The organism is Rhizobium sp. R635 (assembly GCF_002211285.1).
GTDB lineage: Bacteria > Pseudomonadota > Alphaproteobacteria > Rhizobiales > Rhizobiaceae > Rhizobium.
The window spans coordinates 120,710-135,064 of record NZ_LOKX01000035.1 but is presented as its reverse complement, the minus strand read 5'-3'; the positions used below and the strand labels follow the sequence as shown (position 1 = coordinate 135,064).

General features: G+C 61.6%; 15 protein-coding genes and 1 pseudogene. 6 read left to right on the top strand and 10 right to left on the bottom strand.

Features of this window, described 5'->3' with window-relative positions; all coding sequences use genetic code 11:
- Position 1: 1 nt before the first annotated feature.
- Together ATY78_RS25195 and ATY78_RS25190 are read right to left on the bottom strand one after the other, a co-directional pair.
- Positions 2-406 carry a hypothetical protein gene (locus ATY78_RS25195; protein ID WP_190237522.1) on the bottom strand — a complete coding sequence of 135 codons (405 nt, stop codon included), beginning with the start codon at positions 404-406 and terminating at the stop codon, positions 2-4.
- A gap of 110 nt (positions 407-516) precedes the next feature.
- Positions 517-1,020, bottom strand: coding sequence for a cytochrome b/b6 domain-containing protein (locus ATY78_RS25190; RefSeq protein ID WP_088685022.1), 504 nt, complete (start codon positions 1,018-1,020; stop codon positions 517-519).
- Between the two features lie 76 nt (positions 1,021-1,096).
- Between ATY78_RS25190 and ATY78_RS28930 the strand changes: the two are divergent.
- Positions 1,097-1,216, top strand: a pseudogene (locus tag ATY78_RS28930) (cytochrome C); the annotation flags it as partial.
- A 20-nt stretch (positions 1,217-1,236) separates the two neighbouring features.
- Here ATY78_RS28930 and ATY78_RS25180 read toward each other — a convergent pair.
- Both ATY78_RS25180 and ATY78_RS25175 read right to left on the bottom strand, forming a co-directional pair.
- Complete coding sequence (locus tag ATY78_RS25180; protein ID WP_088685021.1) at positions 1,237-1,917, bottom strand: peroxiredoxin-like family protein; 681 nt, start codon at positions 1,915-1,917, stop codon at positions 1,237-1,239.
- A gap of 66 nt (positions 1,918-1,983) precedes the next feature.
- Positions 1,984-5,229: an adenylate/guanylate cyclase domain-containing protein gene (locus ATY78_RS25175; protein WP_088685020.1), complete on the bottom strand. Its 3,246-nt coding sequence runs from the start codon at positions 5,227-5,229 to the stop codon at positions 1,984-1,986.
- Positions 5,230-5,554: 325 nt separating this feature from the next.
- On the opposite strand from ATY78_RS25175, the gene ATY78_RS25170 reads away from it, so the two are divergent.
- Positions 5,555-6,010 carry a pyridoxamine 5'-phosphate oxidase family protein gene (locus tag ATY78_RS25170; RefSeq protein WP_088685019.1) on the top strand — a complete coding sequence of 152 codons (456 nt, stop codon included), beginning with the start codon at positions 5,555-5,557 and terminating at the stop codon, positions 6,008-6,010.
- A 46-nt stretch (positions 6,011-6,056) separates the two neighbouring features.
- Here ATY78_RS25170 and ATY78_RS25165 read toward each other — a convergent pair whose 3' ends face one another.
- Complete coding sequence (locus ATY78_RS25165) at positions 6,057-6,887, bottom strand: universal stress protein (protein WP_088685018.1); 831 nt, start codon at positions 6,885-6,887, stop codon at positions 6,057-6,059.
- Positions 6,888-7,114: 227 nt separating this feature from the next.
- Here ATY78_RS25165 and ATY78_RS25160 point away from each other — a divergent pair, with 227 nt between their 5' ends.
- Both ATY78_RS25160 and ATY78_RS25155 read left to right on the top strand, forming a co-directional pair.
- Positions 7,115-7,480 carry a hypothetical protein gene (locus ATY78_RS25160; RefSeq protein ID WP_088685017.1) on the top strand — a complete coding sequence of 122 codons (366 nt, stop codon included), beginning with the start codon at positions 7,115-7,117 and terminating at the stop codon, positions 7,478-7,480.
- Positions 7,481-7,680: 200 nt separating this feature from the next.
- Positions 7,681-7,899 (top strand): hypothetical protein, encoded by a 219-nt coding sequence (locus tag ATY78_RS25155; protein WP_088685016.1) that lies wholly within the window; start codon positions 7,681-7,683, stop codon positions 7,897-7,899.
- Positions 7,900-8,134: 235 nt separating this feature from the next.
- Here ATY78_RS25155 and ATY78_RS25150 read toward each other — a convergent pair whose 3' ends face one another.
- Both ATY78_RS25150 and ATY78_RS25145 read right to left on the bottom strand, forming a co-directional pair.
- A complete protein-coding gene (locus ATY78_RS25150; protein WP_088685015.1) occupies positions 8,135-8,503 on the bottom strand; it encodes a hypothetical protein in 369 nt (122 codons plus the stop codon).
- 67 nt (positions 8,504-8,570) lie between these two features.
- Entirely contained in the window at positions 8,571-9,257 is a 687-nt protein-coding gene (locus ATY78_RS25145) for a hypothetical protein (RefSeq protein WP_088685014.1), read from the bottom strand.
- Positions 9,258-9,519: 262 nt separating this feature from the next.
- On the opposite strand from ATY78_RS25145, the gene ATY78_RS25140 reads away from it, so the two are divergent.
- Positions 9,520-10,128 (top strand): TerC family protein, encoded by a 609-nt coding sequence (locus tag ATY78_RS25140; protein WP_088685013.1) that lies wholly within the window; start codon positions 9,520-9,522, stop codon positions 10,126-10,128.
- A gap of 29 nt (positions 10,129-10,157) precedes the next feature.
- Here ATY78_RS25140 and ATY78_RS25135 read toward each other — a convergent pair whose 3' ends face one another.
- From ATY78_RS25135 to metG, 3 genes are read right to left on the bottom strand one after another with little or no spacing between them, the layout of a single operon-like run.
- Positions 10,158-10,982 (bottom strand): MBL fold metallo-hydrolase, encoded by an 825-nt coding sequence (locus ATY78_RS25135; protein ID WP_088685012.1) that lies wholly within the window; start codon positions 10,980-10,982, stop codon positions 10,158-10,160.
- A 4-nt stretch (positions 10,983-10,986) separates the two neighbouring features.
- Complete coding sequence (locus ATY78_RS25130) at positions 10,987-11,769, bottom strand: TatD family hydrolase (RefSeq protein ID WP_088685145.1); 783 nt, start codon at positions 11,767-11,769, stop codon at positions 10,987-10,989.
- Between the two features lie 4 nt (positions 11,770-11,773).
- Positions 11,774-13,324, bottom strand: a complete 1,551-nt coding sequence (metG, locus tag ATY78_RS25125) for a methionine--tRNA ligase (RefSeq protein WP_088685011.1) — start codon at positions 13,322-13,324, stop codon at positions 11,774-11,776.
- 233 nt (positions 13,325-13,557) lie between these two features.
- Here metG and ATY78_RS25120 point away from each other — a divergent pair, with 233 nt between their 5' ends.
- The gene (locus ATY78_RS25120; protein WP_088685010.1) at positions 13,558-14,346 is read left to right on the top strand and encodes a sulfite exporter TauE/SafE family protein; all 789 of its coding nucleotides are present in this window, start codon (positions 13,558-13,560) and stop codon (positions 14,344-14,346) included.
- Positions 14,347-14,355 lie beyond the last annotated feature (9 nt).

The window sequence follows — 14,355 nt, the reverse complement described above, 5'->3', positions numbered from 1 at the left end:
TTCAGATATTCGGGGGGCGGTGGAGCGGCGGCAGTTCGCCGAAGGTCGTGCGGTCGTCCACGAACTGACGGATCGAGGCGACGACAGGCCCGCCGACGTCGGGGCTTTCGCAAATGATGCCGAGCCCGCCGCAGAAATCCTTGCAGCATTCCTGCTTGACGAGCTTCGATGTGCCGCTGTCGTCATCGGGCATGTCGATGCGCGAGTGGTCGTGATGGCCCGCTTCCGCCATGTCGTGGCCTTCATGGGACAGCATCACCTCTTCGGCGACTTGCAGTTCGGGGAACGGGGAACCATGCATCGCCGCGCTGGCGTTCGACAGCGAATACCCCGCCAGTGATACGATGATCACCAGCCGCATCATCACGAGCAACGTGCTCATTGTGATTCGGTACATCTTGCCCATTCCCGAAGAGCTACAGGTAAAGCAGCTCGTTTTCAATCGCGGAAACTATCTACCGCCGACGTTCGAGTCCTTTATATGACGTATCCCGCAAGACGTGTGACGCTGGCCACTTAGACGTTTTCTGCCGGCCGCTTCCGGCGCGGCAACAGCATCCGGTCGACCGTCTCGTCACGGGCGACCAGCGTGTGCCAGGCCGCTGCGGCAAGATGCAGCGCCACCATCGCCAGGATGATCTTCGACCCGATGACATGGTAGGGCGCGATCCCAAACCAGAAATAGCTGGCGATGAATCCCATGCAGGCCTGTCCGATGATCGCGGCGTAGAAGGCGTGATGAAGCGCCGTGGCGATCCGCCCGGTCCATGTGCCGGGCGCGGCAGGCTCGGGTGGCTGAAATATGCGAAGAACGAGCCGGATGCCCATCAGCAGGCCGATGCCGATCCCAGCGTAGTTGTGGACCTGATGCTGGACGACGTCCCACGCGGATGGGGTCGTCCCCATATGGACGGCATGATGAATTCTCTCGATGCTGCCGCCAGTCAGATACTGCACTGGCACCATGAGGGCGACCAGCCAGTGAAGCCCTATTTGAGCGAGCGAATAGCCACCCTTCATCGATCCTCTCCCTGCCAGAGGCGCAGACTAATCGGCGGCGGTTAACGCTTCCTCATAGGCAATAGTCGGGAACCTCGGGGGAGCGCTCGGCACGCACGTCCGCAGCGAGCAGGCGCTGTCGGCAATGCCGGCGGAGCACGCCTTTCACCTCATGCTCCAGACCTGCACGACCTGCCACGCCAGGTTCAGGGCGCAACAGGTATTGCCGCTACACGTTCAAACAGCCATGTTCGACGCCGCCGACATCACTTCCCGAGGGGCGGGAACGCCGAACATATGGCGGCCAGCCTCCTCGACCTCCGTGAAGCACCAGCGCACCACGCCATCGCGGTCGAGCAGGAATTCCCCGACGAGCTGGCCTTCGCCGGAAGCGATCATTCGCGTGTCGTCTTCGGTGAACTCATAGCCATCCGCCTTGTCGAGGTATTCCGTCGCCGCCATCACGTTCATCGGAGCAGGGAGCTCGTTCGGCATGTCCACGCGCATCGAGGTCACCGTGCCCATGCTGATTTTGTGTGGCCAGTCGTCCTCGGAGTCGGTGAACTGAAGGCTCGGCAAGCCGAAGGCTCGGTGCGATACCCGCTCCGGGTCCGAGGCCGCCAGCAGGTTGGGAAGCGGGTGATAGCGGAAGTAGAGGCGGGCGCGTTCGATCGGCGTGTTGACGACGGTCAGGCTGTCGATGCCTTTCTCCTGCAGAGCATCGGTGAGTTCGGCCATGGCGGCGATCTGCCGCCGGCAGAAGGGGCAATGCAGTCCGCGAAACAAGCCGACGAGCACCGGCTTTTGGCCGCGAAAATCGTCGATGGCTATCTTGCCCTGGCGGGTGATCGCATCCAGCACCACGTTCGGCGCGCGATCGCCGGGCTGTAACGGTCTTTCAGCGTGGTTCTCCTGCATGTTTCGTTCCTCCCTTTATCCTTTTGAATCGACTGGACTAACCGACCCTCATGGTAATGACGGCGATCAGTCTAGAAACGGCAGGACGACGAGCGTGGACGGATCGAGGTTGTGGCGGATGCACACGTCCTGCGCCAGCGCGAAATATCGTTCCGCCTCATCCATATCGTCGTATTCGAGGCTTAATGTCGCCAAGCCATCATAGCACGGAAAGAGCAGTTGCGGCTCGTCAATTTCTTTTGCAACCTCAAGGGCTTCTTCGTAATACTTACGAGCTAGCTTCGGCTGCCCGTGGCATTGGTGAATCTGACCGAGCACGATCAAGGGCACGGAAAGATGGTCGCGCTGATCGAGTGCCCTGTCGATTTCGACGGCCTTCTCAGCTGCCGGTACGCCCTCGGCGCCGCAGCGATCGGTGAAGGTGCAGCAGGAAACCGCGAGATTGGCGAGAAGGCGCGCCTGGAAGCCGAGATCGCCGATGCGGGTGGCGACCTCCAGCCCGCGCCGGCAGACCTTGATGGCATTGGCGGGATCGACGATCGTGTAGAGAACGCCGAGATTGGAATAGGCGCGGCAGGCGGCGCTCTGAAGATCGGCCCTTTCGGCGACCGAGAGGCTGCGCTCCACTTCCTGCACGGCATCGCGGCGGCGCCCGAGCCGCGCAAGCGCCGCCCCTTTGGTGTTCAGCGCCTCGGCCATCGCCCGCGCTGCCTCCCGTCCGGCTTCGGTCGTTCCGTCGATCGGCAGCGTCTGCAGGCATTGGAGCGCCTGTGTCGCCCATTCGGCGGCGGCGGCCTGATCCCCCATGCGGAAAGCCAGATGGCCGCGCTCCTGCAGGAGATGCGCATGTTCGACCGGCGCATCGATCGACGCGATCATCGCTTCGGCTTCGGCGCAATGGATCTCGGCTTGATCGCGGCGGCCTGCGTCGAGATGCAGACGGCCGATCTTCCGCAATATCCTCGCTGCGGCGATGGGATCGTCCTTGCCGCGGTGGATCGCAAGCGCTTGCTGATAATGGTTCAACGCGGCCTCGCGCAGGCCCGCAGGACCGCAGAGATCGGCGAGACGCTCGAGGAGCGCCAGTTGCTCCGGGGTCACTTTCGCCTCGTTTGCGAAGGCCGCAAGCGCCTGACGATAGAGGCGCATCGCGTCGTCATTGGCGTAGGTCTTGCGCGCCAGATCGCCCGCCGCCATCAGATAGCTGGCCCCCTTGGCCTTTTCGGTGGTCAGGCTGAAATGATGGCCGAGCTGTGACAGATGCTCGGGCCGGTCGGGCGCCGCGCCATATTGATGTTCCAGAACCTCGCCGATCCGCCGATGGAGCTCCATACGCCGTTGCAGCAGGAGATTATGGTAGATGACGTCGTGCATCAGCGTCTGGCTGAAGCGATAGCCCGGCGATATCACGGCATCTGGCCCGCGCAGTTCCTCGACGATGTTGGCATCGCAGAGATAATCCAGGGCGGCGTCGATGCCGGCCGGATCGGTGGCGACAGCGCGGAGGAGGGCGGTATCGAACTTCGGGCCGACGACCGCCGCCTCCTGCGCCAGCCGTCTTATCTCCTGCGGCAGACGATCGACACGGGCAAGCAGCAAGGCCTGCAGATTGACCGGAATATCGGCATCTGTGTCCTCGGCCGCCACATGCCAGCGCTGACCGTCCTTGTGCAGCGCGCCGATGTCGATCAGTCCCCGCAGGAATTCCTCGATGAAAAGCGGATTGCCGCCGGCGCGCTCCAGGATTCGTTTGCGCATCGCCACTGGCAGCTTGCCGTGACTCTCGCCGAAGAAGGCGGCCAGCAGCTTCTGCCCATCGGTTGCAGCAAGCGGGCCGAGACGCTGCACGGTGACGCTGACACGACCGGAATTCAGCGGATCGGTCTGCGATGTCGGCCGGTAAATCGCGAGCAGCATGAGGCGGCTGCGTTCCAGCCGGTCCATCATGAAGCGAAGCACCTCGAGCGAGGCGGCGTCTGCCCAATGCAGATCCTCGATGATGAGCAGCAGCGGACCTTGCCCCAGCCGCCGCTCGAAGACTGTGCGGATTGCATAGAAGATCTGCCGCCGCAGCTGTTCCGGTTCGATATGCCGCAATACGCCGTCGGGATCGCCGAGCCCGAGGACGTGCAGGAAAAGCGGTAAAAGCCCCTCGACGTCCTCCTGCGTAAGATCCAATGCACGAAAGCCCGTCGTCAGCAATTGCCGCGTTGTGTCGGGATCATCCCGCTCGCCGATGCCGTAGGCGCTGCGCACGACGGCGGCGAGCGTGCCATAGGATTGTTCGCCAAGGGGAGAGCAGGTGGCTTTGCGAATGGCCAGCCCCGGGAAACGGCCGGCATTGCCGGCGATTGTCACGAATTCATTCGCCAGCCGCGATTTGCCGATGCCCGCTTCGCCGATCAGCCGGACAAGCTGTGCCGCGCCGCCGCAGGCAAGATCGAGGCATGTCAGCAACCGCGACAACTCCGTGTCCCGCCCGATCATCGGCGCCTCGAGGCCGAAGCTTTCGAGCCCACGCGCCGTATGGGGCGCCTCCAGCAGCCCTGTCAGCCGATGGACGAGCACGTTTCCGCTTTTGCCGCGCAATGCCTGCGCGCCGAGGCTCTCGAAGGCAAAGGCATGGCGGGTGAGGCGATAGGTCAGCGGCCCGACGAGGATATCGTTTTCGCCGGCCATGGATTGCAGGCGCTGCGCGGTGTTCACCGTGTCGCCGGTGACGGAGTAGGATTTTGCGCTGACCGCACCGAAGCCGCCCGTGACGACAGGGCCGCTGTTGATGCCGATATGCAGACGAAGCGGCACGCCGGCGCGCGAATGCCAGCGCTTCCCAACCTTGCTAGCCCGATCAATCATATCGAGGGCGGCGCTCAGCGCCCGCACCGGATCGTCCTCATGTGCGACCGGGGCGCCGAACAGCGCCAGGAGCGCGTCGCCCACGAACTTGTCGACGAAGCCGCCATAGGCCTCGACCGCCTGGGTCATCTCTTCGAACAATTCGTTCTGCAGCACCCGCATGACTTCCGGATCGATCTGCTCGCTGAGCGTCGTGAAGCCGCAGAGATCGGCAAAGAGCACGGTCACCGGCCGCCGGTCGGCATCGCCGTCTGATTGAGACGGAACCGTCTCGATGGGAGGCTTCGCCGCAGGTTGAGCTTTGTTCGAGAGCGACGCACCGCATTTGGGGCAAAAGGCAAAGTCGGGCTGAGAGGGATAGCCGCAGGCGGCACAGGAGAGTGGCTGCTTTGCGCCGCATCGCGGACAGAAAGCAAAATCGCTCTGAATATCGAAACCGCAGCCGGCGCATTCCATCGGAGCGTCTCACCGAAAGCTCGATGCGTCACGATCGTTCAGCCGCAACCCACGAGCCAACGACAGCCAGAATGAACCTGCCGCCCCAACTCCGCAAGCGCTAACAAGCGGCTGCACGGCGGCGGTCGCGGCCTTAGGCAATTCCGCGGAACTGCGCGCCGCTTGATGGATCATTCACGCGCACTGGAACAAGCATCGGGACGCATCATTGTCGCGGTTCTCAGATGTTTTGATGGAGAAGAAACCGCTTCCTTGCGCTCCATCAACGACGGGGTCGTGATTGGGTTGTATTGTGGCGACCCGTTGGCTGCAGGGAGAGATGCCGATGACCTATATGCTGAAAAACCTGACCCCAGCAGAATGCTCGGCCATTCTTGAGCAGTCCCGCTTTGGCCATCTGGCGTGTTGCAAGGATGATCGGCCCTACGTCGTGCCCATCTATTTCGCCTATGCAAAGGGCGCGATCTACAGTTTTTCAATGCCGGGCCAGAAAGTCGACTGGATGCGCGCGAACGAAAATGTGTGTCTCCAGATCGATCAGCGCGGCACTGGTAGAGGCTGGACCAGTGTCGTCATCGATGGACGCTTTCAGGAGTTTCCCGATAGCGATCTCTGGCGCGAGGAAAGACTGCATGCGTGGTCTTTGTTGCAAAAGCATTTCGACTGGTGGGAAATCGGCGTGCTGAAACCGGCGGAGCAAACGAACACGGCCTCCGATCCCATCTTTTACGGCATATTCGTCCGGGAGTTGACCGGTCGGACGGCGCTTTCGATTGATTGAGACAATGGCAGGGGCGCCCCGGGACGATGATCCCGGGGCGCCTTGTTCAATGGGCGAGGAAGAGGGGAACCCGGCTTTCCTCCAGCATCGATCGCGTTACACCGCCAAAGAGACGCTGTTGCAGCCGAGGATGGTTATAGGCGCCCATGACGATCATGTCGGCTGCGATGTCGAGGGCGCGCTGGCGCAGCACCTCGTCGACGCTGCGCCCGCCGCTTGCCACGCGATCGACATCGACCTTCACGCCATGGCGCGCCAGGAAGGTCGCCACGTCGGCGCCTGGTTCTTCGCCGTTCGCTGATGAAGATGCCAGCGGATCGACAAGAGTGACATGCACAGACTGCGCATCCTTCAAGAACTCGATCGACTGTCGTGCCGCCCGCGAAGCCTGGTTGCTGGAATCCCAGGCCAGCAATATTGTCTTCGGAGCGTAGGCGATGCTCGTTTTTCTTGGGCTGATCAGCATCGGTGTCGCCGACTGGAACAAGGCGCCATCGATGACTCTGCGCCGGAGGTCTTCATCACTTGCGGCCTGCGGACCGATCAGGACAAGATCGGCATAGAGTGCCCGCTCGGCAATATCTTCATCCGCCCAGGCAAAGTCGGTATAAATCTCCACCACTTCGGAGGAGGTCTCGCTCTGTGCGAGGATCGACTTGATATCGGCTGCCTTTTCCGCGAGGCGTTCGATGTCGCGCTGGCGCTCTTCGATCCAGACCGTCGAGACGAGTCCGTAGGAACCGGTGGCCGTTGCGCCCATCGAAATCACCATGGCGGTCAGATGGGCGCCATGGGTTTCGCAAAAATCTATCGCGACTTTCAAATCCTCGTGGAATTGATTGACGCCGAGAACACTCAAAACAGTTTTGATGGCCATGATCGGATCGCCTTTCCTGTTGGAGATGGCGAAGCTTAATCATCCATGCTCATGTCATGCATTGATCTGTCGCAAAGCGGCGAAGTTCGCGAAGACTAGGATGCTCAGATAGGTGAGGGCGGACGGCGTCAGATCCGATTTATATTTTCGCGATACTGCCGGATTCGCCACAGGCTCCCACTTACGTCGTGAAGAGCCGACGAAAAGTGAGTGACAGGAGAGCGAAGATGTTGATTACAGATCGTGACTGCCAGGAAGGAGGCGCACGTTTTGCCGTGCCGACATTCGGCGAAATCGAGGGAAAGCTATTGGTGTGCGAAGTCGTCGCGACCAGCTGCCTGCGACAGCTTCTCACTCACTCCGGTGCCGCCGCCGTGCCGGTGATCAAACGTCGAGTCAGGCGATTGCTGGAGGCCCGTTGCGAGGGCGAAAAACTCTGCCGTGACGATACGGAGGCGGCGGTGGAGTATGCATTCCAACTGGTGGAAGCCGCCGCGGAAGCGGCCGGAAAGAAGCCGAGAGTTTCGCGAACCGCTGACGGCTGCGATGCAATCCGCCGGCTCAGGGCAGTGCGAGCTCCGCAACGCCGCTAGTTTCGGAAAGTTTGCGATGCAAGTCACGGCCTTTCAGGAACGAATGGCTCAACAGAGACCAGCTTGAGCTGCTGCCGCATTCCGACCGGTTGGCGCGCGGGAAACCACCTCAGGCTGCAACTCAAAGAAAAAGCAATCGCGTTGGAACAAGTCGACGCCTTCCGCGTTTTCGCTCTTCGGTGCAAGAAGAGGAGGATTTCATGCCTACGTTCGCAGCGACGCAGGTCACGCCACCTGACGAACACGTCGTTACAGCCCGCGAGGCTCTCGAGCCACTTTACGAAAAGCTGGAAATGCAGACGGAGTCGACGCTTCTTGCCGCCGCCGTGGAAGCAGGGTGGCCTCCCGAAGAGGCAACCAGGGCCTTGGCGACGCTCAGATTGCATGATGCGTTGGCAACACTCGGACGGACAGTCTGAGCTTGGTTGGGCAGGTCTCGGTCATTCATTGCCGCAGCGTCTCCTTGGCGACCGAAATATGATGCAGTTCGATCGTGGCTTGATCGCATAAGATAGATTATGGAACATTGGCGTATGCCCTGATGCATAAGGGCCTGCGGTTTCCGCCCTTTGCACTAATTTGCCGGACGTGCCCAGTTCGTTCAGTCCGCCATATAATCGCACCGGATGACGACGTTCGATATCTGATATCCTGTCATCGTTGTCTCGCCTCGGAGAAATGCCCTGCCAGGCCGGCAAGCACGACACCGAACGGGACACTTCGAATGACCCTGGCGGCAACGAAAGCAGCGCCTGTGGCCAAGGCAAGCTTTGCCCAAGGATAATCTCCGAGCTGGACGTGGGCGTTTGCATCGATCGATGCCGCTTTGGCTTTCAGCGCCGTTTCCGCATCTTCGCGCAGCATGCCGATGCGGGCGCGCAGCAGCCTTAGCTCCCGCTGCAGAGCGGCCAGGCTCTGGTCGGCATCGTCGCGCGCGGCATCGACAAAAGGCAGTTCACCTTCCTCTATCAGTTCATCGGGATCCGGCGGAAGGAACCCGTCGCGGTTGATGGATGATTGCATGGACGTATCCTCGAATATGCGAGCAGGACGAATTGAGGCCCCGCGTGACCGCGGGGCCTCGTGAACATCAGTGATCGCGTCGGAAACGCTGGCTTTGTTGCGAGCCGCCTTGCGACTGGGTCTGCGATTGCCGATCATCAGCGTCGGGTGGCGCCGAACCGGTGAAGGTGTAGGCGCGTACTTTGGCGCTTCCATGCGTGGTGTCGCGCGTCGCGACCGGGCGAGCGTCGTCGGAAGCCGAAACGGATTCCCGGCCTTCGAATGCGCTCTCCGACACGGCGAGGTCATCGGAAGCTTTGCCCCCGTGGGCCGATCCGGCAAAGCCCGTGTTCGAGGCGCCTTGGAAGGCGCCCTCTGACGACCAGAGATCTGCCCGCTCATCCATATCGATGCTGCCCTCGTCGTCCAGGATATCGTGGACGGTCTCATAGAGCGCATCGTCGATATCGTTGACCTGGACGAGGAAGCCGCCTCGCCGCAGCCCTTCCGCATAGACAGCGCGATCCTCGTCGGGGAGGAAAAAGTCTGCCAGCGCATCGAAGAAGCCACTGCGGTCGTCCCTCATCGCGCCGGCATTTTTTCCATCCGCCTCATATCCGGGCATCAGCCGTATTCGCGCAACCGGCACGCCCGCGTCTTCAAGACGGGAAACGGCAGACTCGGCTTCCGATCGGCTATCGAAAAATGCCGTAAGGCTGCTGCCGCCCGTCGGGCCTGAAAAGGCCGGGTTGGTATCGTTGTAAATGCTGCTCACGGGGCTCTCCTCTCGATGTGCAGATCCAGCCGCCGATCGACGTCTGGCTTCCTGAAACGGAGAACCGGCGGATGAAGTGAAGGTTCCAAGACAATGGCGATGAGAGCGGCGGTGGCCGCCCCTTGCCCTCGGTTCCATAACGTGCCCAAATTACCTCAGAGGCGAAGTGTCGTGGATCACGCTGCTCGATGCGCGCCTTGAGCGGTTGACGTCAAACCTTCGAGGCGCTAGCACGCTTTCAACGTATCGGGGATAATTCATCATGGATTTCTTTTCGGCAGCCGCTATGACGGCTTTGCTGCAGGTCATTGCTATCGACCTCGTTCTCGCCGGCGACAACGCCGTGGTTATCGGCCTTGCCGCCGCCGGCCTTGAGGCCGCGCAGCGCCGCAAGGCAATCATCGTCGGCATTCTCGCCGCGACCATTCTGCGTATCCTCTTCGCCAGCGTCGCGGTTTATCTGCTGGCGATCGTCGGCCTGCTGCTGGCCGGCGGCCTGCTGCTCCTGTGGGTCTGCTGGAAGATGTGGCGTGAGCTGCGTGCCGGCCATGGCGAACATCACGAAGCGGGGGGCGCTGCAAGCGCGCCGAAAAAGACTTTCTTCCAGGCTGCGACCCAGATCGTCATCGCCGACGTTTCGATGTCGCTCGACAACGTGCTTGCCGTCGCCGGCGCGGCGCGCGAACATCCGAGCGTTCTGATCATCGGTCTTGCATTGTCGATCGCGCTCATGGGCCTCGCCGCAAACCTGATCGCCCGGTTGCTCAACAACCACCGCTGGATCGCCTATGTCGGCCTGCTGATCATCCTCTACGTCTCGCTCGACATGATCTATCGCGGCGCCACCGAAGTCCTGCCCTACGTGCAGTGACGTTTCATTAGTTCGGTTCGGGGGCGGGCTCAGCCCCCGATCCTGACCTCGGTCTCGAAACTCATCTGGTCATAGGCCGGCTCCACATGGTCCGGCGTTTCAGCCATCACCGCGTCGTAATCGAGCGGCGTGTGCATGTGCGTGAGGATCGCGCGCTTCGGCTTCAGCCTGCCGATCCAGTCAAGCGACTGTTCCAGCGACAGATGGCTCGGATGGTAGGTATATTGCAGCGCGTCGATGATCAGCACGTCGAGATCTCGAAGCTTGTCGACGGTTTGGGGCGGAAAGTCACTGATATCGCTGCAATAAGCGACATCGCCGATCCGGAAGCCGAGCGAGTGGATGTCTCCGTGCTGCTGGATATGCGGATAGAAATCTATCCTGCCCCCAGGACCGCGGATTTCGACGGGGCCATCCAGGTTTTCGATGACAACAGGCAGCACGATCGGCGGATAGTTGCTGCCGGGCGGCGTTTCCAGGCAATAGCCGAAGGCTTCGCGCAGCCTGTCCATCGTGAATTGATCGGCAAAGATCGGCACGCGCCGGCGCGTATTGTGAAAATAGCCGCGCAGATCGTCGATGCCATGGATATGATCGGCATGCGGATGGCTGTAGAGCACGGCATCGACATGGTCCGCCCCTGCCCTGATCATCTGTTCGCGAAAATCCGGTCCCGTGTCGATGACGACGGTCGTCACACCACCATCAGGCGCGAATTGCTGCACCATGAACGAGGCGCGCGTGCGCCGGTTCTTCGGATTGTCGGGATTGCAGGCGCCCCAGTCGCCGGTGATGCGTGGTACGCCCGGTGACGACGAACAGCCGAGAATGGTGAAACGCCGCCGGTAGAGCACGCTCTCAGATCCTCGGCATCTTCGAGAACAGGTGGAAAGCGTTATCCGTCGTGATCCGTGCGACGTCGGCATAGGAAAGGCCGATGGTGTCGGCGAGCACCTCCGCCGTATTGACGACGTAGGAAGGCTCGTTGCGCTTGCCGCGCCAGCGCTTCGGCGCGAGATAGGGTGCGTCGGTCTCGACGAGGAGCCGCTCATGCGGGATCGTCTTGGCAATCTCGCGCAGCTCTTCCGATTTCGGGAAGGTCAGGATGCCCGAGAAAGAGATGTAGCCGCCGAGCTCGACGCCGGCCTTCGCCAGTTCCGGGCCGGCCGAAAAGCAGTGCAGGATGAAGGGGAAGGCCCCCTTCCCCATTTCTTCCGTCAGGATCGCAGCCATGTCCTCGTCAGCGCTGCGGCTGTGGATGACGAGCGGAAGCTGCGTTTGCCGGGCGGCGGCGATATGCCGGCGAAAGCCGGTTTGCTGGTCCTCGGGCTTCTGCGTATCGTAGAAATAGTCGAGACCGGCCTCGCCGATCGCAACGACCTTTTCATGGGCATTGGCCAGCCGCACCAGATCTTCCGTCTGGATATCCAGCTCGTCGCCGGCATTGTTCGGATGGGTGCCGACCGAGCAGAAGACGGATGGATATTTCTCGGTGATGGCGAGCAGCCCGTCGAGCTTGCGCACCCGCGTCGAGATCGTCACCATCTGCGCGACGCCCGCCTGATGGGCGCGCGCGACGATCTCGTCGCGCTCCGCTTCGAAGTCGGCGAAATCAAGATGGCAATGCGTATCGACCAGCACGGCCTCAAGCCTCCGGAGCGACATAGCGCGGGAAGACCGGCGCCGGTGCCTCGAGCGCCGTTCCTGCAACGAGGCGGCCTGCCTCACCGAGGGCGGCAAAATCGCGCTTGTCGGCAGGTGCGGCCACCAGATCGAGCAGCTTGCCTGACGATTCCGGCATGAAGGGCTGCAGCAGGATCGCGATCTGGCGAACCACTTCGGCCGTAACGTAAAGCACAGTGCCCATGCGTGCCGGATCGGTCTTTTTGAGCGCCCATGGCGCCTGCCCGGCAAAATAGCGGTCGGCTTCCGAAACGACAGCAATGATCGAGGCAAGCGCACGATGAATGAGCTGCTTGCCCATGTCTTCGCGGGTCGATGCATGCAGCGCGTCGGCCTGCGCCAACATTGCCTTGTCCTCGTCGGTCAGCGGCCCGCATTCAGGGATCTTGCCGTCGCAATTCTTGACGATCATCGACAGCGAGCGGCTGGCGAGGTTGCCGATGCCGTTGGCGAGATCGGAATTGATGCGCGTGCCGATCGCCTCTTCGCTGTAGCTTCCGTCCTGGCCGAAGGAGACTTCGCGCAGGAAGAAGTAGCGCACCTGATCGAGGCCGAAATGGTTCACGAGATTGACCGGATCGACGACATTGCCGAGCGACTTCGACATCTTCTCGCCCTTGTTGAGCAGGAAGCCGTGGGCAAAGACGCGTTTCGGCAGCGGCAGCTTCGCCGACATCAGGAACGCCGGCCAGTAGACGGCGTGGAAGCGGATGATGTCCTTGCCGATGATATGCACGTCGGCGGGCCAGTATTTCGCCCGGGGACCGTTCCTGTCTTCGATATAGCCGGTCGCCGTGATGTAGTTGGTCAGCGCATCGACCCAGACATACATGACGTGGGCGGGATCGTTCGGCACCTTGATGCCCCAGTCGAAAGTCGTGCGCGAGACTGAAAGGTCCTTGAGGCCCGACTTGACGAAGGAGATCACCTCGTTGCGGCGCTCGGCCGGACCGATGAAATCGGGGTTCTCCTCGTAGTGCTTCAGCAGCTTGTCCTGGTATTCGGAGAGCTTGAAGAAATAGCTTGCCTCTTCCACCCATTCGACAGGCGTGCCCTGCGGCCCGTAGCGCACGCCGTCGGCGCGCAGCTCCGTCTCGTTTTCCTGGTAATAGGCCTCGTCGCGCACCGAATACCAGCCGGCATAGCTGTCCTTGTAGATGTCGCCGTTGTCGGCCATCAGGTTCCAGATATTGCGCGAGGTCTCGTGATGGCGCTCCTGCGTCGTGCGGATGAAATCATCGTTCGAGGCGTTGAGCAGCTTCGCCATCGCCTGGAATTCGCCGGAGTTGCGGTCGGCGAGCGCCTGCGCGGTGATCCCCTCGGCGCGCGCCGTCTGCTGCATCTTCTGGCCGTGTTCGTCGGTGCCAGTCAGGAAGAATACGTCCCTGCCGTCCAGGCGCTGGTAGCGCGCCATCGTATCCGTCGCGATCAGCTCGTAGGCGTGGCCGATATGCGGCTTGCCGTTGGGGTAGGAAATCGCGGTGGTGATGTAGAAGGGTGTCTTGTCTGTCATGGCGGCCAATGTCCGGCTAACTCTATAAAAATGGTCAGCCGCTCTTAGCGCATGTCACCGCCGAGCGAAACATCAAGTTTCGCCGCCGCCAATGATTTCCGGGATACGGCGTCGTGAACTTGACTCATGTTGCGCCGCAATTTACCCGTCATGAAAAAGAGGGCGGGACAGAACGAAGTGCTAGTTTTCATCTACCGGAAGCGTCGCAGCCGCGCGCCGTCGGAGGCGCTTGATTGACATTCGAGCCTCTCTATTCGCTTTCGGGCCTGCTTGTCGGGGCACTTGTCGGCATCACCGGCGTTGGCGGCGGTTCGCTGATGACGCCCCTGCTGGTGTTGCTCTTCGGCGTCCACCCCGCCACCGCCGTCGGCACCGATCTTCTTTATGCGGCGATCACCAAGACGGCCGGCACGGCCGTTCACGGCATGCACGGACGCATCAACTGGAAGATCGTCGGAGGTCTCGCCGCCGGCAGCGTGCCGGCCGCGTTGCTGATGCTCTGGCTGCTGGCCGGCGTCGATCGCAAGAGCATCGGCGTGACGAACACCATCACGACTGCGCTCGGCTGGCTTCTCGTCATGACCGCGATCATGCTGGTCTTCCGGGGGCAGATACTCGAGTTCGCGCGCCGCGCCATCGGCGATCGCACGCCGCCGAAGCCGATGACCATCATCGTCTTCACCGTCATCCTCGGCTTCCTTCTCGGCGTGCTCGTCACCTTGACCTCGGTCGGCGCCGGTGCGCTCGGCGTGACCATCCTGCTGGTCCTCTATCCCAGGCTCGATGTGCGCGAGATCGTCGGTTCCGATATCGTCCATGCCGTACCGCTGACCTTGATCGGCGGCATGGGTTACTGGTTCATCGGCGAGATCGACTGGTCGATGCTGTTTGCCCTGCTCATCGGCTCTATCCCCGGCATCATCATCGGAAGCCTTCTGGCGCCGAAGCTGCACGAGCGCACCATTCGCATCGTCCTTGCCGTCACGCTTGCACTCGTCGCATGCAAGCTGCTGGCCGGCTGATCAGGGCCT